The sequence below is a fragment of the Bradyrhizobium erythrophlei genome (assembly GCF_900142985.1).
Taxonomy (GTDB): Bacteria; Pseudomonadota; Alphaproteobacteria; order Rhizobiales; family Xanthobacteraceae; genus Bradyrhizobium; species Bradyrhizobium erythrophlei_B.
Map to the genome: position 1 here is coordinate 1,875,885 of NZ_LT670849.1, position 26,087 is coordinate 1,901,971.

Genomic DNA, 26,087 nt, shown 5'->3' on the forward strand with positions numbered 1-26,087 from the left:
CGTTTGCGCGGTCATCGGCGGCAACGGCTAGCCGGCCCGTAGCATCAAACGGGCTTGAGCGGCGCCGAAAACTTCTCCGTGCGGTCGCGCTCGGACATGTCGATGACGGTCTCCATCGGCGCGGTCAGTTCGTAGACGTAGCTGACGTCGGTGAAGGACCGCTTCGATGTGCCGCCGAGGGCCTCCGGGGCGACGCGATCGAGCAAAATCAGGCTGAAGTCGCTGTCGGGCCGCCGGGTCGCGGCGCTGGTATTGAACTCTTCCCAGCGGAAGTGAAAGACCGTTTCCGGCTCCTCGCCGGTCACTTCCCAATGCGCGACGATGTGCGGATGTTTTCCGACCAGCGAGAGCCCCTCGTCGGAATGCGACGCCAGTTCGAAAAACAACAGCGACAGCGATTGCGCGGCCCGCGCGCTCACCGTGATGTCGGGTCCGCTGACGGCGATGCGGTCGGCATGCGGTATCGCGCGCGCTTCGAACAACCCCTTCAGGTTGACGCCCTGCCACTGGCTCTCGCTGAGCAGCGAGACTACGTTTGACATCGCGTGAATCCGGCCGATCAGGAGCTCGCGAGCGACGTCGATATCCGCCCCGTGGCGCAGCGTGCGCGTCACGATCGACTGGATCACCGCCAGGATGTTCTTGACGCGATGGTTGAGCTCGTCGATGACCGCCGTCAGACGCCGCTCGAAGCCGATCCGCACCTGAATTTCGCGACTCAGGCGCAGGTTGTTGTAGGCGACATAGCCGAACAGGCCGCAAACGATGGCCGTCAAGGCAAGGCCGATGGCCGCCACGATCGCCGCAGTCTGCCGCGCGCGGTTCATGGTGTTGGTCTTGGCGTAATAGGTCAGCGTCCAGTCGCGGTCACCGAATGAAACGGTCCGATACACCGGCGGGGCCGGGCTTTGCGGATCGACGGTTCTGGAAACGACGCTGCTGCGCTCGGTTGCGGTCAGCTCGGTATTGTCGCTGCGCGGGTCTTTCAACGCCACCGAAAACAGCGACAGGTCGTCGTTAGTCAGCATCAACGGCGCAAGCTCGTACGAAAATGTCACGAATCCCGCCGGCTGGGCTCCGTTGTCCTGCAAGACCGGCGCGGCAAGCACGACACCGACCGGTCCATCGGCGCGCAGCAGCGGCAACGGGTCGGATGCCACCGGCTTCATTTCCGACATCGCCCGCGCCAACATCGGCCCCAGGATCGGCTGCTCGTCGAAACAGCGGCCCGGAAAGCCCATGGTCTCCGCGTTGCGGGGTTCGACGTCCATTAGAAGATCGACCGGCCTGCCAAGACCCGCCGTCTGGAGCGGCGTATCGTCGTATCTGCGGATGGTCGGATTGGTAAATCCCGCATTGGCAAGTTCAGTGCGCGCGGCTGCCAGTTCCTCGGGACGAAGCCGCGCGATCCAGCCAGCCACCACGAAGTCGGTCTTGAAGGCGTAGATCGATGAGCGCAGAGGCTGAAGCATGTTGGCCTTGATCACCGACGGCGAGCGAAAAAGGCCGGAGGCCACGCTCGCCAGCAACTCGCGCTCGGTCAGGCGATCCTGCACCAGGCTGGCGTGAACGTCGATCGCGCGCGCCAGCGCAATGCCGTCGACCGTCAGCTCCTGGTCATGAACACGATAGGCCGCAAGACCGGAGAGCAGAACCCCGATCAGTGCAATGAAACCGGTGATGAAGCCCAGCCGAACCACTCGTTCACTCAAATAGGATGCGTTGGTAAATGGATCGAACAACCATCCGATGACGGCCCGGACGGCCGTTAATCGGAATGTAATGATAACCGACCGCTCTGCATGGGAAAGCCGTCATCGATGTGGGACGAACGCTGGCGGGGCGGGATCTAACACGGCGGACACAGCGGCTACCACGTAAAAGAGGTTAACGGCGTCGGAGGATGATAACGGCGGCCGGCCGACTTTGTTCCCGCTCATCTGGCGACGGCGGAGATATGAAGACGGGCGGGATCAGCGCCCGCCAACCCCGCGCTGCTTGGCGGATATAGCCGAGGTGAGGCCGCCTTTGGCCTCGATGAAGCCGATGATGCGATCCAGGCCCTCGCTCTTCTTCAGGTTGGTCATGACGAACGGCCGCTCGCCGCGCATCCGCCGGGTGTCCGTTTCCATCTTCTCCAGCGATGCCCCGACATAGGGCGCCAGATCGATCTTGTTGATGACCAGAAGGTCCGAACGGGTGATGCCAGGCCCTCCCTTGGACGGAATCTTGTCGCCGGCGGCCACATCGATCACATAGATGGTGAGATCCGCAAGCTCGGGCGAGAATGTCGCCGCGAGGTTGTCGCCGCCCGACTCGATCAGCACCACGTCAAGACCTGGAAACTTGGCGCGCATGTCGGCAACCGCTGCCAAATTCATCGAGGCATCCTCGCGAATGGCCGTATGCGGGCAACCGCCGGTCTCGACGCCCGCGATCCGGTCCGGCGTCAGCGAGCCCGACCGCACCAGAAACTCGGCGTCCCATTTCGTATAGATGTCATTGGTGATCGCGGCGATGTCGTAGTGCTCGCGCATCGACTTGCACAACAGGTCCATCAGCGCGGTCTTTCCCGAACCAACCGGTCCTCCGATGCCGACGCGAAGCGGACCATGCGAAGATGCCATTTTAATCACCCTTTCGTCGTCCCTGCAAAAGCAGGGACCCATCATCACAGAGTTCAATTGTTTCACCACGCTGAGGCCATAGCCCGACGCAACCATCCTTATTAACGGTTATGGGTCCCCGCGTGCGCGGGGACGACAGCGGAGTGTGTGGCACTTTGATCATGACCGGAACAACCGCGTGTACTGGGTTTCATGCCGCATGCTGGCGAGATCGGCGCGGAAGATGGCACTGCCGAGGTCATCGAGCGAAGCGGCGAGCGCGCGTTTTGCGGTATCCGCCACGACCACTTCAAGCTTGGCCAGCAGGCGCTGGCTGTCGGTCTGACCCAATGGAATGAGACGCGCGCCGGCCGAGATCCAGTTCGACGTCACCGCATGCAGGAAGGCGTGAACGGTGGGCGCGGGCGGAATCGCATGCGCTGCGCCAACGAGACCCACCGCAACCGGATAGACGATCGCGGTCTTGCAAGCACCGACCAGCCGATCGAGTTGCGCGGTGTGCCACGCCGCGCGTGCGATTTCGATGAAGGCCCGGCCCTGCGCGGTGGTTTCAAGATGGCGCTCGCGCGACGGCATGAAGGCGGAAGCGAGTTCGGCAACTTCTGCAAGCCGCGCATCGTCACCGGATGACGCGGCCCGATAGCTGTAGGCCAGAAAGATGCTATCGCAAATTCCCGCACCATCCGTCAGCATGGCGGCGAGCCACTCCCGCAACGATGCGGCATTCGTCACGTCGCCGGCTTCGACTGCCCACTCGATGCCGCTGGAATAGGAGAACGCGCCGACCGGAAAAGACGGCGAGAGCCAGGTCATGAGGCGGTAAAGCGCGGCCGCCTCGCTTTCCGACATTCCGGCCGATTGCTCGCTCGACCCCGCCGCATCGGACACCACGGCGCGCCGCTTTTGCGGCGGTTTATTTATCTTCATGAGCATGGGAATGGCCGTGATGATGGTCGTGACCGCAATGCTCGTCGTGGTGATGGTGGTGGCCGTGATCATGCGTATGATCATGATGATCGGCATGATCGTGGGCATGATCATGCGACGCGTGGTCATGAGCAAGGTGGTCATGGGCGTGATGGTCGTGCGCGTGGCTTGCCGCATGCGCGTGGTCATCGCCATCATAGGCGCCGCCTTCGGGATCGAACGGCGCTTCGATTTCGATCACCCGCGCGCCCAACCCCATCACCATTTCCTCGATCACATGGTCACGCCGGATGCGCAGCGCTTTGGCCAAAATCTGCGTCGGCAAATGACGGTTGCCGAGATGCCAGGCGACGCGAACCAGATGCTGCGGATCGGTGCCACGGATTTCCGCCAGGCGCTCCGCCGCTGCGACCACCTCGATCAGACGGCCATCCTCGAGCACCAGCGCATCGCCGCCACGTAAGGCCGTCGCATTCTCGAGATCGAGCAGGAATTCAAGTCCGCGGGTGCCCGTCATCGCCATTCGGCGCCGATGACGGTCGTCGAAGTCGAGAACGATGGTATCCGCTGGAGGCTCGCTCCAGCGGTGATGCTTCGAGACCTTGATCGCGCGGACCATTAGAACTTCTCGACCTTGGCGTCGCTGATGATCTCGATCACGGTGGGTGTGGCCCGGTAAGGAGCGGCATATTCGCGCCAGACCTTCATGTGCGGCGCCTTGCCATGCGCATTGAGATCCTCACGCGTCTCCCAGCGCTCCACCACGACATAGAGATTGGGATCGTTGACACTGACATGGCCGTCATAGGAGAGGCAGCCCTTCTCCTTCCGTGTCTCGGCAGTGAATTTCTTGTGGCCCTCGATGAACGCATCGCGGCCTTCCGGCTTCATCTGCGTGGTGGCAACAACGTAGATCATGATCTCCTCCCGGTACTTTTTCGTTGATTGACCGGGCCGACCTTAGAACATGAAGTAGCGCTGCGCCATCGGCAGCACCTCGGCCGGCGCACAGGTGAGCAGCTCTCCGTCCGCCCGCACCTCGTAGGTTTCCGGGTCGACCTCGATGTTGGGCGTGGCGCCGTTATGGATCATGCTCTTCTTGGAAATCTTGCCGCGGGTGTTCTGCACGGCATAGAGCTTCTTGGAGATGCCGAGCTTGCGCGCAAGGCCTCCGGTGACAGCCGCCTTTGAGGTGAACACAACCGACGAAGCCGTCAGCGACTTGCCGAAAGCCGCGAACATCGGCTGGTAATGCACCGGCTGCGGCGTCGGGATCGAGGCGTTGGGATCGCCCATCGGAGCGGCGACGATCGAACCGCCCTTAATGATGCATTCGGGCTTCACGCCAAAGAACGCCGGCGACCACAGCACGAGATCGGCGAGCTTGCCCTTTTCGACCGAGCCGATCAGCTTCGAGACACCGTGCGCGATCGCGGGGTTGATGGTGTATTTGGCGATGTAGCGCTTGACGCGGAAATTGTCGTTGTCCTTGCCTTTGTCTTCGGGCAAGGCGCCGCGCTGCTTCTTCATCTTGTCGGCGGTCTGCCAGGTGCGGATGATGACTTCGCCGAGCCGGCCCATGGCCTGCGAATCCGACGACATCATCGAGAGCGCGCCGAGGTCGTGCAGGATGTCTTCCGCCGCAATGGTCTCCTTGCGAATACGGCTCTCGGCGAACGCCAGATCTTCCGCAATCGACGGATCGAGGTGGTGGCACACCATCAGCATGTCGAGATGCTCGTCGATGGTGTTGCGGGTGAACGGCCGCGTCGGGTTGGTCGAGGACGGCAGTACGTTCTTCAGGCCCGCAATCTTGATGATGTCAGGCGCATGGCCGCCGCCCGCGCCTTCGGTGTGGAAGGCATGGATGGTGCGGCCCTTGAACGCCTTTACCGTGTCCTCGACGAAGCCGGATTCATTCAGTGTATCCGAATGCAGCATCACCTGGACGTCGTAGTCGTCGGCGACCGAGAGGCAGTTGTCGATTGCAGCCGGTGTCGTGCCCCAGTCTTCATGCAGCTTGAGCGCGCAGGCGCCGGCCTTGATCATTTCGACCAGCGCAGCGGGGCGCGACGCATTGCCCTTGCCGGAAATGCCGAGATTGACCGGAAAGGCGTCGAACGACTGGATCATCCGCCCCATGTGCCACGGACCGGGCGTGCAGGTCGTCGCGTAAGTGCCGTGCGACGGCCCGGTGCCGCCGCCCAGCATCGAGGTGACGCCCGACATCAGCGCGTGCTCGATCTGCTGCGGACAGATGAAATGGATGTGGCTGTCGAATCCGCCTGCGGTGAGGATCTTGCCTTCGCCGGCGATCACGTCGGTGCCGGGCCCGATCACGATGGTAACGCCGGGCTGAATGTCGGGATTGCCAGCCTTGCCGATCGCCGCAATCATCCCTTCCTTGATCGCGACGTCGGCCTTGACGATGCCCCAGTGATCGACGATCAGCGCATTGGTGATGACGGTGTCCGCCGCGCCCTGTTTGTTGGTCACCTGCGACTGGCCCATGCCGTCGCGGATCACCTTGCCGCCGCCGAATTTCACTTCCTCGCCATAGGTCGTGAGGTCCTTCTCGACCTCGATGATCAGGTCGGTGTCGGCGAGCCGCACCTTGTCGCCGGTGGTCGGGCCGAACATGTCGGCATAGACGGAACGTTTGATCTTGACGGACATGGTTTCTACCCCCTCTCCCGCCAGGCGGGAGACAGCCTGAACCTGATTGCGCTACAGCTTGCCCATCACGTCGCCGCGGAAGCCGTAGATGGTCTTCTTGCCCGCGAGCGCAACGAGATGCACCTCGCGGGTCTGGCCAGGCTCAAACCGAACCGCGGTGCCGGCCGCGATGTCGAGCCGCATGCCGCGCGCCTTTTTGCGATCGAATTTGAGCGCCGGATTGGTCTCGAAGAAATGGTAGTGCGAGCCCACCTGAATGGGCCGGTCTCCGGTATTGGCGACCGAGAGCGTCACCGTCTTGCGACCGGCATTGAGCTCGATCTCGCCGTCCTTGATGAAGAGTTCACCGGGTATCATCTTGATGCGCTCCTATCGGATCGGCTCGTGCACCGTGACAAGCTTGGTGCCGTCCGGAAACGTCGCTTCCACCTGAATGTCGTGAATCATCTCGGCAATGCCGTCCATCACCTGCGCGCGCGTGAGCACCTGCGCGCCCGCCTGCATCAGTTCGGCCACCGTGCGGCCATCGCGCGCACCTTCGACGATGAAGTCGGAGATGATGGCAATGGCCTCGGGGTGATTGAGCTTGACGCCGCGTTCCAGACGCCGGCGCGCCACTATCGCCGCCATCGAAATCAGCAGCTTGTCCTTTTCGCGGGGAGAGAGATTCATGCGAGCACTCTGATTGATCCAGAATCAATTGAGCCACAACCTCGGCAAGGCCGAACCGCTGGCGCGGCCGAGCACCGCCATCATGTCGGCGCGCAGCCGGGCCGCATCTTGGGCACAGAAGCGCGCCATTGCAAATCCATTCCATGCCGAGAGACCGACTTCGCCGCCGAACGACGGTGCGAGTTCGCGAATCCGATCGAGCAATGCCTCATCGCCAGGCACAATCAAAGCGGTCCCGATCGCGACGCCGCCTTTGGCGATCGCGGGATTAGCGAGCTTTGCGCCGATATCACCGTCGAGACGGATGTTTTCGGCGAAAATCAGCTTGTCGCCGCGGCGAAGCCGCCAGTGGTCGAGAAACTCGCCCTCGCGCATACGCTCGCCCATCGCAAGACGGCCGAATACGACGATTTCGCAGAGTAGCAAGGAGGCAGTCTCGGAAAGGCTGATGTCAAAGCGGCGATGGATCCGTGTGCGGTCGAACAGAATGGTCTCCTGCGGCAGCCACGATAAATGCGAGCTGCCCTCGGCCCTGAGCGTGACATTGAGCGTCGCCGCCGGTCCGGCCGCGCGGTAGATTTTCTCTGCCGCAGCCGTGGTGACAGTCAGCCGTGCGTCGCCGCTGCTCGCGATATCGATGTCAAAGCGATCGCCGCCGGCGATGCCGCCCGCAGTGTTGACCAGCACCGCCGAAAGACCATCATCTTCCGGCGAGGGAAAACGCACCCGCAACGAGCCGGCCTCGTGAATCTGACGGCGGCGCGTCACGCCATCGACGCCGGCGACGTCGAAGCGAACCGCGCCCCTCGCGCGGTTGGCGGCGAAAATCGCAGCGCTTTGATTTGCGGTATCGGTCTGCATCCGGCCCCAACCTTACCTCAACCGTCGACCGCCGCGCCGACCCGTTTACAAAGCCATCTGACGGCTGATCTCGCTCGGATCGAGGTTCGTTCGATCGCAGGCGTATTTGACCGCGCCGCGGTCCATGACCGCGAAATTGTCGCCGAGCTCGCAGGCAAAGTCGAGATACTGTTCGACCAGAACGATCGCGATACTGCCGAGGCTGCGCAAGTAAGTGATCGCGCGGCCGATGTCCTTGATGATCGAGGGCTGGATGCCTTCGGTCGGCTCGTCGAGCAGCAGCAATTTCGGCCGCATCACCAGCGCCCGCCCGATCGCGAGCTGCTGCTGTTGCCCGCCCGACAGGTCGCCGCCGCGGCGCCCCAGCATCGATTGCAGCACCGGAAACAGCGAGAACACGTCGTCGGGGATGTTGCGGTCCTCGCGCTTCAAGGGCCCAAAGCCGGTCTTGAGGTTTTCTTCCACCGTCAGCAGCGGGAAAATCTCGCGGCCCTGCGGCACGAAGCCGATGCCCTTGCGGGCGCGTTCATACGGCTTGAGGCCGGAGATATCGGCGCCGTCGAAGGTAATCGATCCGCCGGAAATCGGGTATTGCCCGACCATGGCGCGTAGCAGGCTGGTCTTGCCGACACCGTTGCGGCCAAGCACGCAGGTCACCTTGCCCGGCTCGGCCGAAATCGAGACCCCGCGCAGCGCCTGCGCTGCGCCGTAGAACAAACTGATGTTGTCGACCTTCAGCATGACTTTAGCGCCCCAGATACACTTCGACCACGCGCTCATTCGCCGACACCTGGTCGATGGTGCCTTCGGCCAGCACCGTGCCCTCGTGCAAACACGTCACCTTGACGCCAAGTTCGCGCACGAAGGTCATGTCGTGTTCGACCACCATCACGGTCTTGTCCTTGTTGATCTCCTTCAGAAGCTCGGCCGTCTGATGCGTTTCGACGTCGGTCATGCCGGCGACCGGCTCGTCCACCAGCAACAGTTTCGGATCCTGCGCCAGCAACATGCCGATCTCGAGCCACTGCTTCTGACCATGCGACAGGCTTCCGGCGAGCCGGCCGCGCGCGTCCTTCAGGCGGATGGTCTCCAACACACGCTCGATGCGTTCGGCTTCGGTCCTGCTGCCGCGCCAGAACAGCGTGCCCTTGACGCTGTGGTCGACATTGAGCGCGAGCAACAGATTGTCCTCGACCGACTGGCTTTCGAACACCGTCGGCTTCTGGAATTTGCGGCCGATGCCGAGTTCGGCAATTCGCGTCTCGTCGAGCCGTGTCAGATCGGTGACGCCGTCGAACAGTACCGTGCCCTCATCCGGCTTGGTCTTGCCGGTGATGATGTCCATCATCGTGGTCTTGCCGGCGCCATTCGGGCCGATGATGGCGCGCATCTCGCCGGGCTCCAGCGTCAGCGACAGGTTGTTGATGGCATGAAAGCCGTCGAACGAGACATGCACGCCGTCGAGGTAAAGCAGCGCAGACGTCGCACGGGTATCCCTGACGTTCATCGCTCTCACTCCGCCATATGAGGTTCGCTGACGCCGTCTTCGGCGGCGGCACTCTCGGCGTTCGCGCTCATTCGCCGGGCCTTTATCGGCTCCCACCAGCTGTTGAAGGTACCGACGATGCCTTTGGGCAACAGCAGCGTCACCAGGATGAACATAGCGCCGAGCATGAACAGCCAGTAGGGCGCGAGCGGACCCGATGTGAAGTAGGTCTTGGCGTAGTTGACGACGACCGCGCCCAGCGCCGCCCCGACCAGCGTGCCGCGCCCGCCGACAGCGACCCAGATCACGGCCTCGATGGAATTTCCGGGCGCGAACTCCGACGGGTTGATGATGCCGACCTGTGGCACGTAGAGCGCGCCGGCGACACCGGCCATGCAGGCCGACAGCGTGAACACGAACAGCTTGTAGGATTCGACGCGGTAGCCGAGAAACCGCGTGCGCGATTCGGCGTCGCGCACCGCGATCAGCACCTTGCCGAGCTTGGAGGTGACGACCGCCCGGCAGATCAGGAACGTCACGATGACCAGCAGACAACTCAGCGCGAACAGGGCCGCGCGGGTGCCGTCCGCCTGCACGTTGAAGCCGAGGATATCCTTGAAATCGGTGAGGCCGTTATTGCCGCCGAAGCCGAAGTCGTTGCGGAAGAACGCCAGCAGCAGGGCGTACGTCATCGCCTGCGTGATGATCGAAAGATAAACGCCGGTGACGCGGGAGCGAAACGCCAGCCAGCCGAAGCAGAAGGCGAGCAGGCCCGGCACCAGAACGACCATCAACGCCGCAAACCAGAACATGTCGAAGCCGTGCCAGTACCACGGCAGTTTCGGATAGTTCAGGAACACCATGAAGTCGGGCAGGATCGGATTGCCGTAGACGCCGCGGCTGCCGATCTGGCGCATCAGATACATGCCCATGGCGTAACCGCCGAGCGCAAAGAACGCGCCGTGGCCAAGCGAGAGGATGCCGCAATAGCCCCAGATCAGGTCGATCGAGAGCGCGAGCACCGCATAACAGGCGTATTTGCCGAACAGCGCGACCAGATAGGTCGGCACCTGCAACGCCGAGCCCGACGGCAGCAACAGGTTCGACAGCGGAATCAGAACGCCGAGAGCGGCCACCACCAGCACGAAAAGCGCCGCGCTGCGGTCGAGCGATCGCGTCAGAAGATGCGGCATCATGCTTCCACCGCCCGTCCCTTGAGCGCGAACAGGCCGCGCGGGCGCTTCTGGATGAACAGGATGATCAGGACGAGGATCGCGATCTTGCCCAGCACGGCGCCGGCGACCGGCTCGAGGAACTTGTTGGCGATGCCAAGCGTGAACGCGCCGACCAGCGTGCCCCACAGATTGCCGACCCCGCCGAACACCACGACCATGAAGGAATCGATGATGTAGCTCTGACCAAGATTGGGGCTGACATTGTCGATTTGCGACAGCGCCACGCCGGCGATCCCGGCAATCCCCGAGCCGAGCCCGAAGGTCAGCGCATCGACGCGGGAAGTCGCAATCCCCATCGAGGCCGCCATGCGCCGGTTCTGCGTCACCGCGCGCATCTCAAGGCCGAGCGCGGTGTAGCGCAGCATCGCCAGCAGGATCGCAAACACGGCAAGCGTGAAGCAGAGGATCCAGAGCCGGTTATAGGTGATGGTGATCTGCCCGAGTTCGAACGCCCCGCTCATCCAGGAGGGGTTGCCGACCTCGCGGTTGGTCGGACCGAATGCGGTGCGCACCGCCTGTTGCAGCACCAGCGAGAGTCCCCAGGTCGCAAGCAGCGTCTCCAGCGGGCGGCCGTAGAGGAATCGAATGATCGTCCGTTCGATCACGACGCCGATGGCGCCCGCAACGACAAAGGCCAATGGCACGGCGATCAGCAGCGAATAGTCGAACAGACCGGGATAGCTGGTGCGGATGATCTCCTGCACCACGAAGGTGGTGTAGGCCCCGAGCATCACCATCTCGCCATGGGCCATGTTGATGACGCCCATGACGCCGAAGGTGATGGCAAGCCCAATCGCAGCCAGCAACAGCACCGAGCCGAGCGAAATGCCGTACCAGGCGTTCTGCACCGCCGACCATACCGCCAGCGTGCTCTGAATGGCCGAAGTCGCGCTGGCCGCCGCGCGGGCGATCGCGGGCGGCTGTTCTCCGGTCAAGCCGGTTAGCAGCGCCAGCGCTTCCTGATCGCCCCTCGCCTTGACCGTGGCGATCGCCTCGAGCTTTTCCGCATCGCTGGCGTCGGATTTGTAGAGCAGGATCGCCGCGCGCGCCTCGGCAAAGGCTGCTTTCACCGACCTGTTGGTTTCCTTCGCCAGCGCGCCGTCGATGACAGGCAGCATCGTCTCGTCATGAGTCTTGAATACCGATTGCGCGGCCGCAATACGCTTGGCGGGATCGGGCGAGAGCAGGGTCAGGCCGCCCAGCGCCGCCTCGACCGAACGGCGCAAGCGGTTGTTGAGGCGAACCGCGACGGCATTCTCCGGCAGCTTGTCGACCGCAGCGCCGGTGGTGGCATCGACGACCTTGCCGTCATCCTGGGTAATGAAAACCTTCTTGGTGTCGGGATCGGCCGACAAACGGCCGTCCTGGAGCGCGCTGATAATGGGAAAAGCGAGCGGATTGCCCGACGTCGCAACGGCACCGACCGCCTCTTCGGTATCGGAGAATTCGTCGTTGGCGAATTTGGCGACCGCATCCTCAAAGGCGCCGGCGAATGCTGGCAGGCTCAAGCACACGACGACAAAAGCGGAAAGGGCGAGCGAACGAAAGCGCTCGAAAAAATTGACCACTGGACGACCCCGGCAGAAGTTAATGGGGAAGGCAACAGTTTCGTCGCCTTCCCCCTGTCTCGTGGATTGTACTTTAGTTCACGGAGCTCAGGATCCCTGACCGCCGCACTTGTTGGTCTTGGTGTTGTAGTTGCCGCACTTCTTGCCAACCCAGTCGCCGATCAGGTCCTTGGAGCCTTCAAGCTCCTTCGACCATGCATCGCCGGCCACCAGGCCCGGCGTCTTCCACACCACGTCGAACTGGCCGTTACCCTTGATCTCGCCGATGAACACCGGCTTGGTGATGTGGTGGTTGGGCAGCATCTTGGATACGCCACCGGTCAGGTTCGGCGCTTCGATGCCGGGCAGCGCATCGATCACCTTGTCCGGATCGGTCGACTTCACCTTCTCGACCGCCTTCACCCACATGTTGAAGCCGATCACGTGCGCTTCCATCGGGTCGTTGGTCACGCGCTTCGGATTCTTGGTGTAGGCCTGCCACTCCTTGATGAACTTCTCGTTGGCGGGCGTCTTGATCGACTCGAAGTAGTTCCACGCAGCGAGGTGGCCGAGCAGCGGCTTGGTGTCGATGCCGGCGAGTTCTTCTTCACCGACCGAGAACGCGACAACCGGAATATCGGTCGCCTTGATGCCCTGGTTGCCAAGTTCCTTGTAGAAGGGAACGTTGGCGTCGCCGTTGATGGTGGAAACCACCGCGGTCTTCTTGCCGGCCGAGCCGAACTTCTTGATGTCGGCCACGATCGTCTGCCAGTCGGAGTGACCGAACGGCGTGTAATTGATCATGATGTCTTCCTGGGCCACGCCTTTCGACTTCAGGTAGGCCTCAAGAATCTTGTTGGTGGTGCGCGGATAGACATAGTCGGTGCCGGCCAGCACCCAGCGCTTCACCTTCTCGTCCTTCATCAGGTAGTCGACGGCCGGGATCGCCTGCTGGTTCGGAGCAGCACCGGTGTAGAACACATTGCGCTCGCTCTCTTCGCCCTCGTACTGCACCGGATAGAACAGGATGTTGTTCAGTTCCTTGAACACCGGCAGCACAGACTTGCGGGAGACCGAGGTCCAGCAACCGAATACGACAGCGACCTTGTCCTTGGTGATCAGTTCGCGGGCCTTTTCGGCGAACAGCGGCCAGTTGGAAGCGGGATCGACGACGACGGCTTCGAGCTTCTTGCCGAGCACGCCGCCCTTCTTGTTCTGCTCGTCGATCAGGAAGAGAACGGTGTCCTTCAGCGTGGTCTCGCTGATCGCCATGGTGCCGGAAAGCGAATGGAGCACGCCGACCTTAATGGTGTCGTCGGCAGCCTTTGCGTTCGAGAACGCCGACAGGCCAAGCACCAGTCCCGCTGACGCCGCGAGCCACCGGCGACGGCTGAACGTCGCGTTCGCATGAATAAGTTTTGTAAGCATGAAATGTCATCTCCCTGACGCAGAGCGTTAAACGCTGCGAACGGCCCCACGGCCGCCTGCGTTTACGGAATCGCAAGAACCATGCCACGCCCCTTTCGACGGGCAAGCATATGTTTTATTTATGTAATTCGACAAAAGCGCCGGCCGGAATCGCGCTAATGATCTCTTTTTAGGCAGAAAAAATGGGTGGTATTTCCGCAATTTGACTAACTGATAGTCATTTTTGGCATGACTTAAGTGTGAAGGCACAAAAATATAGCACCGGCGCAGCGCGACACCTGGTTTTCCTGATGCTGGCATAACCCCACAATATGGACGACCCACCTTGAAAGCGCCGCGTTCCTGTTCCATATGGAGCCCATGCGACCCGAATCACGGGTTTGCGCGAGCTGCGTGTTCTCTGGCCCTTGCAGAAGTTGCAACGGCTTCTGGCTTGCCCTTTTCAGCTAACAACACCGATGCCCCGTACACGCGGGTGTCCAAGGCACCCAAACGCTGCCGGTCCAGACGACCGGGCGGCCTAACGCCTTGATATGGAAAGTACTCAATTTTGACCTCCTTTCAGGATTTCGGCCTCGCCGATCCCATTTCGCGCGCGCTCAGAGAAGAAAACTACCTGACGCCTACCCCCATCCAAGCTCAAACCATCCCCCTCGTATTGGCCGGCCGCGACGTCGTCGGCATCGCCCAGACCGGCACCGGCAAGACCGCGGCCTTCGCCCTGCCGATCCTCCACCGCATCCTGGCCAACCGCATCAAGCCGCAGCCCAAGAGCTGCCGTGTGCTGGTGCTCAGCCCCACCCGGGAACTGTCCGGGCAGATCCTCGAGAGCTTCAACGCCTATGGCCGGCACATGCGCCTGACCTCGACGCTGGCGATCGGCGGCGTTCCGATGGGACGCCAGGTCCGCAGCCTAATGCCGGGGGTCGAGATCCTCGTGGCCACGCCCGGTCGCCTGCTCGACCTCGTGCAAAGCAACGGGCTGAAGCTCAACCAGGTCGAGTTCCTCGTGCTGGACGAAGCCGACCGCATGCTGGACATGGGCTTCATCAACGACATCCGTAAAATCGTCGCCAAGCTGCCGGTCCGGCGGCAAACGCTGTTCTTCTCGGCGACGATGCCCAAGGATATCGCCGAACTGGCCGACACGATGCTGCGCGAGCCCGCCCGGGTTGCAGTAACGCCGGTCGCCTCGACAGTAGAACGCATCAACCAGCGGGTGCTCCAGGTCGATCACTCGGCCAAGGCAACCGTTCTGGCAGAGCTTCTCAGGCAGGAAGCGGTCGGACGCGCACTGGTCTTTACCCGGACCAAACATGGCGCCGACAAGGTCGTGAAGGGCCTCGCGCGCGCCGGCATCACCGCTGACGCCATCCACGGCAACAAATCGCAAAACCACCGCGAGCGGGTGCTCGCGGCGTTCCGCACCGGCGCCATCCGCACGCTGGTCGCCACCGACATCGCCGCCCGCGGCATCGATGTCGACGGCGTCAGCCACGTCGTGAATTTCGATCTTCCCAATGTTCCCGAAACCTACGTCCACCGCATCGGCCGCACCGCGCGTGCCGGCGCTGACGGCACTGCGATTTCGCTGGTCGCGGGCGCCGAGGAACTCGGCTATTTGCGCGACATCGAAAAGCTGATCCGCATGGCGTTGCCGAAGGAAGACCGGCGTACGCCCGGCCAGCGCGACACAGCGCCTCCGGCCGCGCATCGCGGCGGCGGCCGACCTGCGCCACGGGCGCATGCGGGGCGCGCAAATGGCGCTGGAGAAGGGCCGAAAGGCCCTCGCCGAAAGCACCGTCGTGGTGGTAATAATGACGCTTCAAAATTCAACCGGAACGAGGTCAATCGGCAGCAGCCGAACCGCCCCTCACAAAGCGGCGGTACCGCCGAAGGATTGCAGGGGGTCAGCTTTCTGTACCGGGAAAGCCGTCCGAAAACCCAACCCAACCGCAACCAACGGCCACGCTAGTCGCCTGTCGACCTGGAGAACATCATGGCGAAAGAAGAGCTGATCCAGTTCGAAGGGCTGGTCACCGAAATCCTCCCCGATGCCCGCTATCGCGTCCAGCTGGACGCGGGGCACGAGATCGTTGCCTATACGGCGGGCAAGATGAAGAAAAACCGCATCAAGACGCTCGCGGGCGACCGGGTGACGATCGAGATGTCGCCTTACGATCTCGAAAAGGGCCGGTTGATCTTCCGGCACAAGGACGAGCGACCGGGTGGAGGCGGCGCAGGCGCCCCCCAGCGCGGCGCAGCGCAGCGCGGCCAATTTCGCCGCAGATAAGTCGCACGAAACTGTTGGCCGCGTGACAGGACCGTGTCGGGGGCCGCGCGCCCCCACGCACGGTCCTGCGGACGCGCTCAAAAAATTCGCGTGCCTTGAGGATTGTTTGGGGCGCTACTTTGGAATATTATGACCTATCGATTTTCGGCCGGACGACATTAGCTATCCACCGGTACAGCCGGTTTAGACGCTGACGACCCTTCCAAAAATTCGATCTCACCAGCCAGCGAGAGTTGGCTTAGTTATATCTATCTTGAGAAGGGACTATCCCGTGAGCATGGGAACTGTAAAGTGGTTTAACGCGACCAAGGGTTACGGCTTCATCCAACCGGACGATGGCGGCAACGACGTTTTCGTTCACATCAGCGCCGTCGAACGCGCCGGCCTTGGAACTCTGCGTGAAGGCCAGAAGGTCAGCTACGAAATCGTCGCCGACCGCCGTTCCGGCAAGTCTTCCGCCGACAATCTGCGCGCAGCCGGCTGAATTCTGACACGCTGGAAATCACGGCGGCCGGATTATCGACCGCCGCGATTTTCGGCCTTGTGCCGACGAGTTCTTGTACGAAAGAAAAAGGGCCACGCATTCAGCGCGGCCCTTTTGTTTTGGCTGGACGTTACCGGGCCGAACCGGCGTCGCGCTTACTGCTTGGGCGCCGAGGCGCCAGTGGCTTGGCTGCTCAGATTGCCGGCCTGGTCCATCGCCGATTTGAAGTAGTTGTCGCCGTCGCCAAGCGTAACGCGACGCTGGCACACCGGCATGCAGCTATAGGATTCGCGCTCGACGCCGCGATAGACCGTGATGAGCTGATCGGTCGGACCTTCGACCTGGATCAGCCGGTCGACAAGAACCTCGCCCGAACGATCCATCGCAATGAAATTGGTGGCGCCGTAACCTTTCCCGGTCACGACCAGGACCCCGCCGGACTGAAGCGCGACGTCCGCGATCAGTGGATTTCCGACGACGATGGTGGCGACGCGGGCCGGAAGCTTCACAAGCCTCGCCTGATCGACATTCACCGAGACGGTGTTGGCGGAAGGCTCCGCGATGGCCGCCAGCGGCCATATCAGCATGCCGGCTGCAAGCGCGTGGAACGCGAAGCGCCGACGGGTGGAAAAACGCAAGGACTGAGGCGACATACAATACCCCGGGACGTTGACAAGCCGGCTTAAGCGATACGCAGCGGAGCCGGCGCCCGACGTGGCAAATCTGCCGTCAATTAGTGAATGAACTGCAAATGACGGCCGAATTCGCCAAGCCGCCCAGACCTACTGGCGAAAAGGGTAAGCAAGTTGCCCAACAATTTCATTAGGAATGTGCGGATCGTCGGTGCCGTAGACTTGCGGCAGCCGGTCCTCGGGCATCCGGAAGGTCCCGAATAGGATGTCCCAGATCGGAAAGGTGCCTGCGAAATTGGTATTGCCGCCGTCATCGGCCGCAGTGTGATGCCAGCGGTGAAACACCGGCGTCGCCAGCACATATTTGAACGGCCCCAGCGTCCAGTTCAGGTTGGCGTGCACGAAAGCGGAATGGAACGTGTTGAACGGACCGACCCACAGCATGATGTTCGGCGAGATCCCCGCCATCAGCAGGATGACATCGACCCCGATCGTTCCCAGGAACAGGTTGACCGGATGAAAACGCGCGGCCGAAATCCAATCCAGTTCTTCCGATGAATGATGGATCGCGTGGTACTTCCAGAAGCCGCCGCCGTGAAACAGCCGGTGCAGCCAGTACAGCATCAAGTCGGACAGCACCAGAAACAGCAGCGCCTGGCACCAGAGCGGCAACCGCGACAGCGGACCATGCCCGTTATCGTAGAATGCGATCAGATCGTCGGCGTTGTGGATGTCGAAGACCACCGAGGCGCCGAGCACGAGCAGGCCGATCCGCAGCACCCGTGCAAATACGGGAACGAAAAACCAGTAGCAGACATCGGTGATGATTTCCCGCTTGCTCCACCAGGGCTTTCCGTCATTGCAGGCCCAGAAGTGAGTCAGCACCGAGAACACCAGCGCTAGTGCGATCGTAATCGGCACTACCTTGGTAATCGTCTCGCCAAGCATTTCGACGATTTCCACGGGTAGATTGGACATGGCAGCGGCCTCTCTTGAACGAGTGTCTCAAGGCGTACGCCTCGCCGCTTAAGGAGCCGTAAAGCGAGAAGCCGCGGCAGTTCGCTCTCTCTATTTTATCAGGCGCGAGATGCTGCAAATCCCGTCACTTGAACTTGAGTGAGCCGGTTAATTCCAAATTTACTGTGCTCAAGAACTGCGCCGTTTGCGGCTTTTTACGCGGTCGAATTAACCGTGCCGAAATCGGTCCGCACGTAGGGTCGCGCCCATGGTCACGGTGCTGAGAACGCCGGCGAGACCAAAGTTAGTTCGACCAGCCACGTGTCACATGGAGCTATCTATGAAGAATCTGATTGCGCGTTTTGTGAAGGACGAGTCCGGCGCCACCGCCATCGAATACGGCCTGATCGCCGCCGGCATCGCGCTTGCGATTATCGCCGTCGTCAACGGCCTCGGCAGCAACTTGCAGGGCAAGTTCACCTCGATCAACAACTCGCTCAAGTAAGCGCTAGTTGATTTTTTGAGATCAAGGCCCCGGTCAATCCGGGGCCTTTTTTCTTCCCCGGTTCCACAGCGTTGCGTCATGCGTATCACCCCGTTCATGCCCGCTCCGGCGAAATCGCGGTCCGTTGCGAGCCGTGCCAAAACGGCTTCGCCAGCGGCGCTCATTTGCGCGGCCTTGATGCTCGCACTGGTGTTTCTCGCCATTCAGATCGCAAGCGTGCTGCGGACGTCTTCATTTTCCGATTGTTCATCTATCGGCGATAGCGTCAAAGAAAGCTGCCCGATCTAACTCACGCGAGCGGTCCCGTTTTCATGATCCTTGATGTTGCTCGCCTCCTGCTCTTCCCGGCCCTGATGGCGTTCGCTGCGGCAAGCGACCTCTTCACGATGACGATTTCGAACCGGGTATCGCTGGCGCTTGCGGCAGGTTTTGTCGTGCTCGCGCTTGCAAGCGGCATGGGAACGCCGGAGATCCTGATGCATCTGGCCGCGGGCGCGACCGTACTGGCCGTGGCGTTTGGCTGTTTTGCCTTTGGATGGATCGGCGGCGGCGACGCCAAGGTCGCGGCGGGAGCCGCACTCTGGTTCGGCTTTTCCCACCTGTTGAACTATCTGCTCTACGCCTCGGTGTTTGGCGGCGTGTTGACGCTTTTGTTGCTGCAGTTCCGCCAGTGGCCGCTCCCCTATGCGCTGGCAGGTCAATCCTGGCTGCTCAAACTTCACGCCAAGGACAGCGGGATTCCTTACGGCATCGCGCTCGCCATCGGCGCGCTTGTCGTCTATCCGGAGACCGAATGGATCAAGGCCGTCGACGTGGCGCGGCTCATGATCGGCTGATCGCCCAAATCGCGCGAGAGGTAAACTCTCGTTAAGGCGATTTAGATACGCCTCATTAACCATGCTTTGACGAATAGCTGGTCAACTCCCATTACGGCGATGCGAAGCGTCGCGGCGTAATGTGGAAAGTGAAGCGTATGAATAGGGCACGCATTATCGTCCTGACCATCGCTATCGGCGCTGGCGGTGTCGCTGCCTATCTCGCGAGCGGGTCGGACAGCAAAGCCCCGGCCCCGGCCGAACCGGTCGTGCAGCTACAGACCGTCGATGTCCTCGTGGCCAAGGCCGATATCAACCTCGGCCAGACCGTCACGCCTAACGACATGATCTGGCAGAGCTGGCCGGCCTCGACCGCCAGCAACGCCTTTATCCGCCGCAGCGACCGCCCCGACGCCACCAAGGAAATTACCGGCTCGATCGCGCGCTCCCCGTTCATTGCGGGCGAGCCGATCCGCGAGCCGAAACTGATCAAGTCCAACGGGTCGGGCTTCATGGCCGCGATCCTTCCGCAGGGGATGCGGGCGATATCGACCGAGATTTCTCCGGAAACCGGCGCCGGCGGCTTCATCCTGCCGAACGACCACGTCGACGTCATTCTTACCCGCCGCGAAAAGAATCCGGATCCGAAGGCTTCCGGCGATCTCGTGATTCCCGAGATCATTCTCAGCAATGTCCGCGTGCTGGCCATCGACCAGGCCCCGAAAGAGAAGGACGGGCAGAATACCGTCGTCGGCAAGACCGTGACGCTCGAGCTGAAGCCCGAACAGGCGCCGCTGCTGGCCGCAGCGCGCCAGGCCGGCACGCTGTCGCTCGCCTTGCGCAGCATCGCTGACGTCAACCAGCTGGAAATCGCCGATGACCGGTCCCGGCAGCGCGGCAACAATATCAACGTGGTCCGCTACGGCGTGACCAACTCCACGGTGGTTCAAAAGTGATCAAGGAACCAGACGACATGAAATGCAGGGAAAAACAGCTTCCGCCGCGGGCGCTCTGGGTCCGCGCCCTGTCGTTTTCGGCTGCTGCCGCGATGGTGCTCAATCCGGCGCTGGTGCCGGCGATAGCGGCCGACTACCGTCCGGTTCCGCAAGCCGTAGCCGCCGACGGGCAGATGAACGCGCGCGCTTTGTCGCTCGGCATCGGCAAGTCGATCGTGATCGACCTGCCCCGCGATATCAAGGATGTGCTGGTCGCCGACCCCAAGATCGCCAACGCGGTGGTTCGTTCGGCGCAACGCGCCTACATCATCGGCGCTGCGATCGGGCAAACCAACATCGTCTTTTTCGACTCGGCAGGCCAGCAAATCGCGGCCTATGACATCGCGGTCAAGCGCGACCTGAACGGCATTCGCGCCGCGTTCAAGCAGATTTCTCCGAATTCCGAAATTCAGATCGACGGTCTCGCCGACAGCGTGATCCTCACCGGCACCGCGGCAAACCCGATCGAAGCGCAGCAGGCCAACGACCTCGCCGCGCGGCTGGCGGGCGGACCCGACAAGGTCGTGAACTCCATCGTGGTGCGCGGCCGCGACCAGGTGATGTTGAAAGTGACGGTCGCCGAAGTGCAGCGATCGATCATCAAGCAGCTCGGCATCGATCTGTCGGGGTCGCTGAATTACGGCACCGCGGTCGTGAACTTCAACAACACCAATCCGTTCACCGCGACGGGCCAGCCGCTGGTCGGCACCAACGCCATCACAACGTCGTTCGGCGGGGCCCCTTCGGTCCAGGCGACGCTGCGGGCGATGGAAAGCGCCGGCGTGACCCGCACGCTGGCTGAACCCAACCTGACTGCGATTTCCGGCGAATCGGCAACCTTCATCGCCGGCGGCGAATTTCCGATTCCGACCGGCGTGACCTGTCAAACGTCGACCGGCGGCACCATCGGCCAGTGCGCGCCGTCGATCGCGTTCAAGAAATTCGGTATCTCGCTCAACTTCACGCCGGTAGTTCTGACCGAAGGCCGCATCAGCCTCCACGTCATGACGGAAGTGTCGGAAGTTTCCAACGACAACTCCATCACCATAACCGGCATCGCCGTTCCCTCGGTCAAGACCCGCCGCGCGGAGACGACGCTCGAGATTCCTTCCGGGGGCGCGATGGCGATGGCCGGCCTGATCCAGGATCAGACCAAGCAGGCGATCAACGGCCTTCCCGGCCTTTCGCAGCTCCCGGTCCTCGGCGCCCTGTTTCGCAGCCGCGACTTCCAGGACAACAAAACCGAGCTGATGGTGATCGTGACGCCCTATGTGGTGCGCGCGGTCGCGCAAAAGGACCTTTCTCGCCCCGATGACGGCTTCGCGGCGGCCTCCGATCCGCAAGCCGATCTGCTCGGCAGCATCAACCGCATCTACGGCGTTCCCGGCCGCACCGAGCCGGCCCGCAACTACCGCGGCACCTATGGCTTCATCACGGACTAAGGCGGGACAAGGACGACGATCATGACAGCCAGAACCCCCGTCGAATACCGGCGCGCCCTCCGCATCGCGGGCGCGCTTTTCGGTCTCGCCACCGCGCTTGGAGCCTGCACGCATACCGATGAGGTGGCGGCGACGGCGACCATTCCCGACGACTACCGCCTGCGGCACCCGATCGCGATCCAGGAGGCCAATCGTTCCGTCGTCATCTTTGTCGGCCAGGCGCGCGGCGGGCTGTCAGCGGAACAACGCGCCGACGTGATGGGGCTCGGGCAGGTCTGGATGCAAGAGGGCACCGGCGCCATCGTGATCGACGTGCCGACCGGCACGCCCAACGCGCGCGCAGCCACCGACGCATTCCGTGAAGCTCAGGCACTGCTGACGGCGGCGGGCGTGCCGCAGCGCGGCGTCGTTATGCACCATTACCATCCCGACGATCCGCGGCAGCTCGCGACGTTGCGCCTGAGCTATCCGAAAATCACGGCGGTGGCCGGCCCCTGCGGATTGTGGCCCGACGACATCGGCCCCTCGATCAAGGACAAGGGCTACTTCGAGAACAAGCCCTACTACAACTTCGGCTGCGCCTATCAGCGCAACATGGCGGCGATGGTCGACAATCCTTCCGACCTTGCGCAGCCGCGTTCCGAGACCCCCGCCTATACCGTGCGGCGTACGGAAGGCTACGAAAAATATCGCAAGGGCGCCACCACGACGACGACCTATCCCGAAGCCGACAAAGCCAAACTCAGCGATACAGGCAAATGATCAGTTACGCGCGTCAAGACTCGGAAGCACAGCCGGACGGAGATTCGCCGCAGGCAGAGGAGCATATTGCCCCGGCGCCGCGGGTGTCGGTGCAGGCTTTCTGCGAAACGGTCGAGACCGCCGCGGCGGTGCAGTCGGCGGGCGAAGACCGGCGGCTCGCCAAGGCGCATCTGAAGATTCAGATGGGCGGCATGGCGGCTGCGATCGAGGCGTATCGGACCGCGCCCACGCCGAACGTGATCATTCTGGAGACCGAAGGCCGCAACGACATCCTCGCCGGTCTCGACCAGCTCGCCACCGTATGCGACTCGGGTACGCGGGTGATCGTGATTGGCCGCATCAACGACATCACGCTGTATCGCGAACTGGTTCGCAGGGGCGTCAGCGATTACGTGATCGCCCCGATCAACACCATTGACGTGGTGCGATCGATCTGCGGGCTGTTCTCCTCACCCGAAGCCAAGGCCGTCGGCCGCATCATTGCCGTCGTCGGCGCCAAGGGCGGCGTCGGCGCATCCACGGTCGCGCACAACGTCGCCTGGGCGATCGCCCGCGACCTGGCGCTGGATTCGGTGGTCGCCGATCTCGATCTCGCCTTCGGTACTGCGGGCCTCGATTACAATCAGGACCCGCCGCAGGGCATCGCGGACGCGGTATTCTCGCCCGACCGCGTCGATACCGCCTTCATCGATCGCCTGCTGTCGAAGTGCACCGACCACCTCAGCCTTCTGGCGGCGCCGGCGACGCTCGACCGCGTCTATGATTTCGGCGCAGAAGCTTTCGATGCCATCTTCGATACGCTGCGGGCCTCGATGCCGTGCATCGTGCTCGATATTCCGCATCAATGGTCAGGCTGGACCAAGCGCGCACTGGTAGCGGCCGACGATATTCTGATCGTGGCCGCGCCAGATCTCGCCAATCTGCGCAACACCAAGAATATCTTCGATCTGCTGAAGGCGTCGCGCCCCAACGATCGCATGCCGCTTTATTGCCTCAACCAGGTCGGCATTCCCAAGCGTCCGGAGATCAACGCCGTCGAATTCGCCAAGGCGATCGAAAGCGATCCGATCGCATCGATCCCGTTCGACGCCCAGATGTTCGGCGCGGCCGCCAATAACGGGCAGATGATCGCCGAGATTTCCGAAAGTCATCGCAGCACCGAGATGTTTCGGCAAATCGCGCAGCGGCTCACGGGCCGCGGCGAGACCAAAAAGCCGAAAGCTTCGTTCCTGTCGCCCCTGATCGAGAAACTGCGGTCGAAATAAACTGACCCGCCTGGAGTGTAGTCGTGTTTGGTAAGCGTAGCGGAACAGACGATCCGAGAAGCATGCGGCCTCCCGCTGCCGCACCGGAGCCCGCCGCCGTCCCGGCGGCGGCGCCCCGCGCTGCGCCGCCTGCCGTCGCCTCGCCTCCCCTCGCGCCCGCCAAGCCGTCGGCCCCGCAGCCGCCCGCGGAAGCGCGCAAATCCGACAATTACTATCAAGTCAAGGCGACGATCTTCGGCGCACTGATCGAGGCCATCGACCTTGCGCAACTCGCCAAGCTCGACGGCGAATCGGCGCGCGAAGAAATCCGCGACATCGTCAACGAGATCATCGCGATCAAGAACATCGTGATGTCGATCGCCGAGCAGGAAGAACTGCTCGACGACATCTGCAACGATGTTCTCGGTTATGGGCCGCTCGAACCGCTGCTGGCCCGCGACGACATCGCCGACATCATGGTCAACGGTGCCGGCACGGTCTACATCGAAGTCGCCGGCAAGATCCAGCGCACCGGCATCCGCTTCCGCGACAACCAGCAACTTCTCAACATCTGCCAGCGCATCGTCAGCCAGGTCGGCCGGCGCGTCGACGAATCCTCGCCGATCTGCGACGCCCGTCTCGCCGACGGCTCGCGCGTCAACGCCATCGTTCCGCCGCTGTCCCTCGATGGCCCCGCACTGACGATCCGCAAATTCAAAAAGGACAAGCTGACGCTCGATCAGCTGGTCAAATTCGGTGCGATCTCGAAGGAAGGCGCGGAGATCCTGCAGATCATCGGCCGGGTCCGGTGCAACGTGCTGATCTCCGGCGGTACCGGTTCGGGCAAGACGACGCTTCTGAACTGCCTGACCAACTATATCGACGACGAAGAACGCATCATCACCTGCGAAGACGCCGCCGAACTTCAATTGCAGCAGCCACACGTGGTGCGGCTGGAAACCCGTCCGCCCAATATCGAGGGCGAGGGCCAGATCACCATGCGCGAACTGGTACGCAACTGCCTGCGTATGCGCCCCGAACGCATCATCGTCGGCGAAGTCCGCGGACCTGAGGCATTCGACCTGCTTCAGGCCATGAACACCGGCCACGACGGCTCGATGGGCACGCTGCACGCCAACAACCCCCGCGAAGCGCTGTCACGCTGCGAGTCGATGATCACCATGGGCGGCTTCTCGCTGCCTTCGCGAACCATCCGCGAGATGATCTGCGCCTCGATCGACGTGATCATTCAGGCCGCGCGTCTGCGCGACGGCTCGCGACGCATCACGCACATCACCGAGGTGATGGGCATGGAAGGCGACACCATCATCACCCAGGACGTCTTCCTCTACGACATGATCGGCGAGGACGCGAACGGCACGATTATCGGCCGTCATCGCTCGACCGGCATCGGCCGGCCGCGGTTCTGGGAACGTGCGCGTTACTACGGCGAGGAGAAGCGGCTCGCGGCCGCGATCGACGCCGCCGAAGTCGCGGCAGCGAGCTGAGGAGACCACGATGAACATGCAACCACTCGCTCTGGCCTTTCTCGCAACTGCAGCGGTCGGCGGCATTGCCTGGGTTTTCGTGTACCCCATGCTGTCCGGCGAAAAGAAGGCCGAAAACCGCCGCGCCTCCGTCGCCAAATCAGAACCTGTCGCCGCGCGCCAGTCGCAGAAAGACCAGCGCTCGCGCCGCGAACAGGTCGAAGGAACCCTGAAAGAGGCCGAAGCCCGGCGCGCCAAGGATTCTAAGGTCACCCTTACCACCCGCCTGACCCAGGCCGGACTCGAATGGGAGCCGCGTAAGTTCTGGATCTTTTCCTGCATTCTGGGCGCCGTGGGCTTTGCCGGCGCGATGTTGGCCGGTGGCGGCACACTTGGCGCCGTTGGCCTGGGTTTCGCGGCCGGCTTCGGCCTGCCCCGTTGGGTCCTGAGCTTCATGAAGAAGCGCCGCGAAAAGGCATTCTTGCGTGCGCTGCCGGATGCCGTCGACGTCATTGTTCGCGGCATCAAGGCCGGCCTGCCGCTGTTCGAATCGCTCAAGGTGGTCGCAGCCGACTCGCCGGAGCCACTGCGGTCCGAGTTCGCCGCGATCATCGAGACACAGGCCATCGGCATGCCGCTTGGTGAAGCCTGCGGACGGCTGTTCGAACGGATGCCGGTGCCGGAAGCGAACTTCTTCGGCATCGTCATTGCGATTCAGCAGAAGTCGGGCGGCAACCTCTCCGAAGCGCTCGGCAACCTCTCCAAGGTGCTGCGCGACCGCAAGAAGATGGCCGAGAAGATTCAGGCAATGTCGATGGAAGCGAAAGCATCAGCCGGCATCATCGGCTCGCTGCCGCCGATCGTCATGTTGCTCGTCTACCTTACGACCCCCGACTACATCTCGCTGCTGTGGACACATCCGACCGGCCAGCTGATGCTGGTCGGCTGCGTGATCTGGATGTCGATCGGCATCATGGTGATGAAAAAAATGATCAACTTCGACTTCTGACGG

27 protein-coding genes are annotated in these 26,087 nt (G+C 62.3%); 11 read left to right on the forward strand and 16 right to left on the reverse strand.

All coding sequences use genetic code 11. From position 1 onward, the window contains the following. Window positions 1-44: 44 nt before the first annotated feature. The 14 genes from BUA38_RS08810 to urtA form a co-directional block, all read right to left on the reverse strand. Entirely contained in the window at window positions 45-1,700 is a 1,656-nt protein-coding gene (locus tag BUA38_RS08810) for an HWE histidine kinase domain-containing protein (protein ID WP_072825960.1), read from the reverse strand. Between the two features lie 273 nt (window positions 1,701-1,973). Further along, a complete protein-coding gene (gene ureG, locus BUA38_RS08815) occupies window positions 1,974-2,627 on the reverse strand; it encodes an urease accessory protein UreG (protein ID WP_072817584.1) in 654 nt (217 codons plus the stop codon). Window positions 2,628-2,786: 159 nt separating this feature from the next. Continuing rightward, window positions 2,787-3,476, reverse strand: a complete 690-nt coding sequence (locus BUA38_RS08820; protein WP_072825961.1) for an urease accessory protein UreF — start codon at window positions 3,474-3,476, stop codon at window positions 2,787-2,789. A gap of 64 nt (window positions 3,477-3,540) precedes the next feature. Beyond that, on the reverse strand, window positions 3,541-4,173 hold the full coding sequence (locus BUA38_RS08825) for an urease accessory protein UreE (RefSeq protein WP_072817585.1): 633 nt from the start codon (window positions 4,171-4,173) through the stop codon (window positions 3,541-3,543). Beyond that, on the reverse strand, window positions 4,173-4,472 hold the full coding sequence (locus BUA38_RS08830; RefSeq protein ID WP_072817586.1) for a putative quinol monooxygenase: 300 nt from the start codon (window positions 4,470-4,472) through the stop codon (window positions 4,173-4,175). The genes BUA38_RS08825 and BUA38_RS08830 overlap by 1 nt, the downstream gene beginning before the upstream one ends. Before the next feature lie 42 nt (window positions 4,473-4,514). Continuing rightward, on the reverse strand, window positions 4,515-6,230 hold the full coding sequence (ureC, locus tag BUA38_RS08835; RefSeq protein WP_072817587.1) for an urease subunit alpha: 1,716 nt from the start codon (window positions 6,228-6,230) through the stop codon (window positions 4,515-4,517). Between the two features lie 51 nt (window positions 6,231-6,281). Next, complete coding sequence (locus tag BUA38_RS08840) at window positions 6,282-6,587, reverse strand: urease subunit beta (RefSeq protein ID WP_072817588.1); 306 nt, start codon at window positions 6,585-6,587, stop codon at window positions 6,282-6,284. Between the two features lie 12 nt (window positions 6,588-6,599). Then, the gene (locus tag BUA38_RS08845) at window positions 6,600-6,902 is read right to left on the reverse strand and encodes an urease subunit gamma (protein WP_072817589.1); all 303 of its coding nucleotides are present in this window, start codon (window positions 6,900-6,902) and stop codon (window positions 6,600-6,602) included. 24 nt (window positions 6,903-6,926) lie between these two features. Further along, window positions 6,927-7,763 (reverse strand): urease accessory protein UreD, encoded by an 837-nt coding sequence (locus tag BUA38_RS08850; protein ID WP_072817590.1) that lies wholly within the window; start codon window positions 7,761-7,763, stop codon window positions 6,927-6,929. Between the two features lie 45 nt (window positions 7,764-7,808). Continuing rightward, complete coding sequence (urtE, locus tag BUA38_RS08855; protein WP_072817591.1) at window positions 7,809-8,504, reverse strand: urea ABC transporter ATP-binding subunit UrtE; 696 nt, start codon at window positions 8,502-8,504, stop codon at window positions 7,809-7,811. Between the two features lie 4 nt (window positions 8,505-8,508). Further along, a complete protein-coding gene (urtD, locus tag BUA38_RS08860) occupies window positions 8,509-9,270 on the reverse strand; it encodes an urea ABC transporter ATP-binding protein UrtD (protein WP_072817592.1) in 762 nt (253 codons plus the stop codon). A gap of 5 nt (window positions 9,271-9,275) precedes the next feature. Further along, on the reverse strand, window positions 9,276-10,445 hold the full coding sequence (gene urtC / locus BUA38_RS08865) for an urea ABC transporter permease subunit UrtC (RefSeq protein WP_072817593.1): 1,170 nt from the start codon (window positions 10,443-10,445) through the stop codon (window positions 9,276-9,278). Further along, window positions 10,442-11,998: an urea ABC transporter permease subunit UrtB gene (gene urtB / locus BUA38_RS08870; RefSeq protein ID WP_425304973.1), complete on the reverse strand. Its 1,557-nt coding sequence runs from the start codon at window positions 11,996-11,998 to the stop codon at window positions 10,442-10,444. The genes urtC and urtB overlap by 4 nt, the downstream gene beginning before the upstream one ends. Before the next feature lie 141 nt (window positions 11,999-12,139). Then, on the reverse strand, window positions 12,140-13,459 hold the full coding sequence (urtA, locus tag BUA38_RS08875) for an urea ABC transporter substrate-binding protein (RefSeq protein WP_072817595.1): 1,320 nt from the start codon (window positions 13,457-13,459) through the stop codon (window positions 12,140-12,142). A 550-nt stretch (window positions 13,460-14,009) separates the two neighbouring features. Between urtA and BUA38_RS08880 the strand changes: the two genes are divergently transcribed. The 3 genes from BUA38_RS08880 to BUA38_RS08890 all read left to right on the forward strand — a co-directional run bounded on the left by BUA38_RS08880 (window position 14,010) and on the right by BUA38_RS08890 (window position 16,236). Further along, window positions 14,010-15,434, forward strand: a complete 1,425-nt coding sequence (locus BUA38_RS08880) for a DEAD/DEAH box helicase (protein ID WP_072817596.1) — start codon at window positions 14,010-14,012, stop codon at window positions 15,432-15,434. Between the two features lie 24 nt (window positions 15,435-15,458). Continuing rightward, window positions 15,459-15,752 (forward strand): translation initiation factor IF-1, encoded by a 294-nt coding sequence (gene infA, locus BUA38_RS08885; RefSeq protein WP_072817597.1) that lies wholly within the window; start codon window positions 15,459-15,461, stop codon window positions 15,750-15,752. A gap of 271 nt (window positions 15,753-16,023) precedes the next feature. Beyond that, window positions 16,024-16,236, forward strand: coding sequence for a cold-shock protein (locus tag BUA38_RS08890; RefSeq protein WP_056299463.1), 213 nt, complete (start codon window positions 16,024-16,026; stop codon window positions 16,234-16,236). Window positions 16,237-16,391: 155 nt separating this feature from the next. Here the strand turns inward: BUA38_RS08890 and BUA38_RS08895 are convergent, their stop codons facing one another. Both BUA38_RS08895 and BUA38_RS08900 read right to left on the reverse strand, forming a co-directional pair. Beyond that, window positions 16,392-16,889 (reverse strand): pilus assembly protein N-terminal domain-containing protein, encoded by a 498-nt coding sequence (locus BUA38_RS08895; protein ID WP_425304953.1) that lies wholly within the window; start codon window positions 16,887-16,889, stop codon window positions 16,392-16,394. Between the two features lie 129 nt (window positions 16,890-17,018). Next, window positions 17,019-17,846 (reverse strand): sterol desaturase family protein, encoded by an 828-nt coding sequence (locus BUA38_RS08900; protein WP_072817598.1) that lies wholly within the window; start codon window positions 17,844-17,846, stop codon window positions 17,019-17,021. Window positions 17,847-18,165: 319 nt separating this feature from the next. Between BUA38_RS08900 and BUA38_RS08905 the strand changes: the two genes are divergently transcribed. The 8 genes from BUA38_RS08905 (at window position 18,166) to BUA38_RS08945 (ending at window position 26,084) form a co-directional block, all read left to right on the forward strand. Then, on the forward strand, window positions 18,166-18,330 hold the full coding sequence (locus BUA38_RS08905) for a Flp family type IVb pilin (RefSeq protein ID WP_072817599.1): 165 nt from the start codon (window positions 18,166-18,168) through the stop codon (window positions 18,328-18,330). A 311-nt stretch (window positions 18,331-18,641) separates the two neighbouring features. Continuing rightward, window positions 18,642-19,166, forward strand: coding sequence for an A24 family peptidase (locus BUA38_RS08915; protein WP_072817601.1), 525 nt, complete (start codon window positions 18,642-18,644; stop codon window positions 19,164-19,166). A gap of 137 nt (window positions 19,167-19,303) precedes the next feature. Further along, the gene (gene cpaB, locus BUA38_RS08920) at window positions 19,304-20,101 is read left to right on the forward strand and encodes a Flp pilus assembly protein CpaB (RefSeq protein WP_072825963.1); all 798 of its coding nucleotides are present in this window, start codon (window positions 19,304-19,306) and stop codon (window positions 20,099-20,101) included. 17 nt (window positions 20,102-20,118) lie between these two features. Further along, complete coding sequence (locus BUA38_RS08925; protein ID WP_072825964.1) at window positions 20,119-21,582, forward strand: type II and III secretion system protein family protein; 1,464 nt, start codon at window positions 20,119-20,121, stop codon at window positions 21,580-21,582. A 21-nt stretch (window positions 21,583-21,603) separates the two neighbouring features. Further along, on the forward strand, window positions 21,604-22,344 hold the full coding sequence (locus tag BUA38_RS08930; RefSeq protein ID WP_072817602.1) for a CpaD family pilus assembly protein: 741 nt from the start codon (window positions 21,604-21,606) through the stop codon (window positions 22,342-22,344). Then, window positions 22,341-23,609, forward strand: coding sequence for an AAA family ATPase (locus BUA38_RS08935; RefSeq protein WP_072817603.1), 1,269 nt, complete (start codon window positions 22,341-22,343; stop codon window positions 23,607-23,609). The genes BUA38_RS08930 and BUA38_RS08935 overlap by 4 nt, the downstream gene beginning before the upstream one ends. Before the next feature lie 23 nt (window positions 23,610-23,632). Then, on the forward strand, window positions 23,633-25,096 hold the full coding sequence (locus tag BUA38_RS08940; RefSeq protein WP_072817604.1) for a CpaF family protein: 1,464 nt from the start codon (window positions 23,633-23,635) through the stop codon (window positions 25,094-25,096). Window positions 25,097-25,106: 10 nt separating this feature from the next. Next, window positions 25,107-26,084: a type II secretion system F family protein gene (locus tag BUA38_RS08945; protein ID WP_072817605.1), complete on the forward strand. Its 978-nt coding sequence runs from the start codon at window positions 25,107-25,109 to the stop codon at window positions 26,082-26,084. The last annotated feature ends 3 nt before the right edge of the window (window positions 26,085-26,087 follow it).

Coding starts and splice junctions, on each gene's coding strand:
- BUA38_RS08895 (WP_425304953.1), bottom strand. CDS start 16,889: ATGTCGCCTCAGTCCTTGCGTTTTTCCACCCGTCGGCGCTTCGCGTTC.
- BUA38_RS08915 (WP_072817601.1), top strand. CDS start 18,642: ATGATCCTTGATGTTGCTCGCCTCCTGCTCTTCCCGGCCCTGATGGCG.
- BUA38_RS08840 (WP_072817588.1), bottom strand. CDS start 6,587: ATGATACCCGGTGAACTCTTCATCAAGGACGGCGAGATCGAGCTCAAT.
- BUA38_RS08830 (WP_072817586.1), bottom strand. CDS start 4,472: ATGATCTACGTTGTTGCCACCACGCAGATGAAGCCGGAAGGCCGCGAT.
- BUA38_RS08930 (WP_072817602.1), top strand. CDS start 21,604: ATGACAGCCAGAACCCCCGTCGAATACCGGCGCGCCCTCCGCATCGCG.
- BUA38_RS08925 (WP_072825964.1), top strand. CDS start 20,119: ATGAAATGCAGGGAAAAACAGCTTCCGCCGCGGGCGCTCTGGGTCCGC.
- BUA38_RS08935 (WP_072817603.1), top strand. CDS start 22,341: ATGATCAGTTACGCGCGTCAAGACTCGGAAGCACAGCCGGACGGAGAT.
- BUA38_RS08900 (WP_072817598.1), bottom strand. CDS start 17,846: ATGTCCAATCTACCCGTGGAAATCGTCGAAATGCTTGGCGAGACGATT.
- cpaB (WP_072825963.1), top strand. CDS start 19,304: ATGAATAGGGCACGCATTATCGTCCTGACCATCGCTATCGGCGCTGGC.
- BUA38_RS08845 (WP_072817589.1), bottom strand. CDS start 6,902: ATGAATCTCTCTCCCCGCGAAAAGGACAAGCTGCTGATTTCGATGGCG.
- BUA38_RS08905 (WP_072817599.1), top strand. CDS start 18,166: ATGAAGAATCTGATTGCGCGTTTTGTGAAGGACGAGTCCGGCGCCACC.
- BUA38_RS08820 (WP_072825961.1), bottom strand. CDS start 3,476: ATGTCGGAAAGCGAGGCGGCCGCGCTTTACCGCCTCATGACCTGGCTC.
- BUA38_RS08945 (WP_072817605.1), top strand. CDS start 25,107: ATGAACATGCAACCACTCGCTCTGGCCTTTCTCGCAACTGCAGCGGTC.
- urtE (WP_072817591.1), bottom strand. CDS start 8,504: ATGCTGAAGGTCGACAACATCAGTTTGTTCTACGGCGCAGCGCAGGCG.
- BUA38_RS08850 (WP_072817590.1), bottom strand. CDS start 7,763: ATGCAGACCGATACCGCAAATCAAAGCGCTGCGATTTTCGCCGCCAAC.
- urtD (WP_072817592.1), bottom strand. CDS start 9,270: ATGAACGTCAGGGATACCCGTGCGACGTCTGCGCTGCTTTACCTCGAC.
- urtA (WP_072817595.1), bottom strand. CDS start 13,459: ATGCTTACAAAACTTATTCATGCGAACGCGACGTTCAGCCGTCGCCGG.
- ureG (WP_072817584.1), bottom strand. CDS start 2,627: ATGGCATCTTCGCATGGTCCGCTTCGCGTCGGCATCGGAGGACCGGTT.
- BUA38_RS08825 (WP_072817585.1), bottom strand. CDS start 4,173: ATGGTCCGCGCGATCAAGGTCTCGAAGCATCACCGCTGGAGCGAGCCT.
- urtC (WP_072817593.1), bottom strand. CDS start 10,445: ATGATGCCGCATCTTCTGACGCGATCGCTCGACCGCAGCGCGGCGCTT.
- ureC (WP_072817587.1), bottom strand. CDS start 6,230: ATGTCCGTCAAGATCAAACGTTCCGTCTATGCCGACATGTTCGGCCCG.
- infA (WP_072817597.1), top strand. CDS start 15,459: ATGGCGAAAGAAGAGCTGATCCAGTTCGAAGGGCTGGTCACCGAAATC.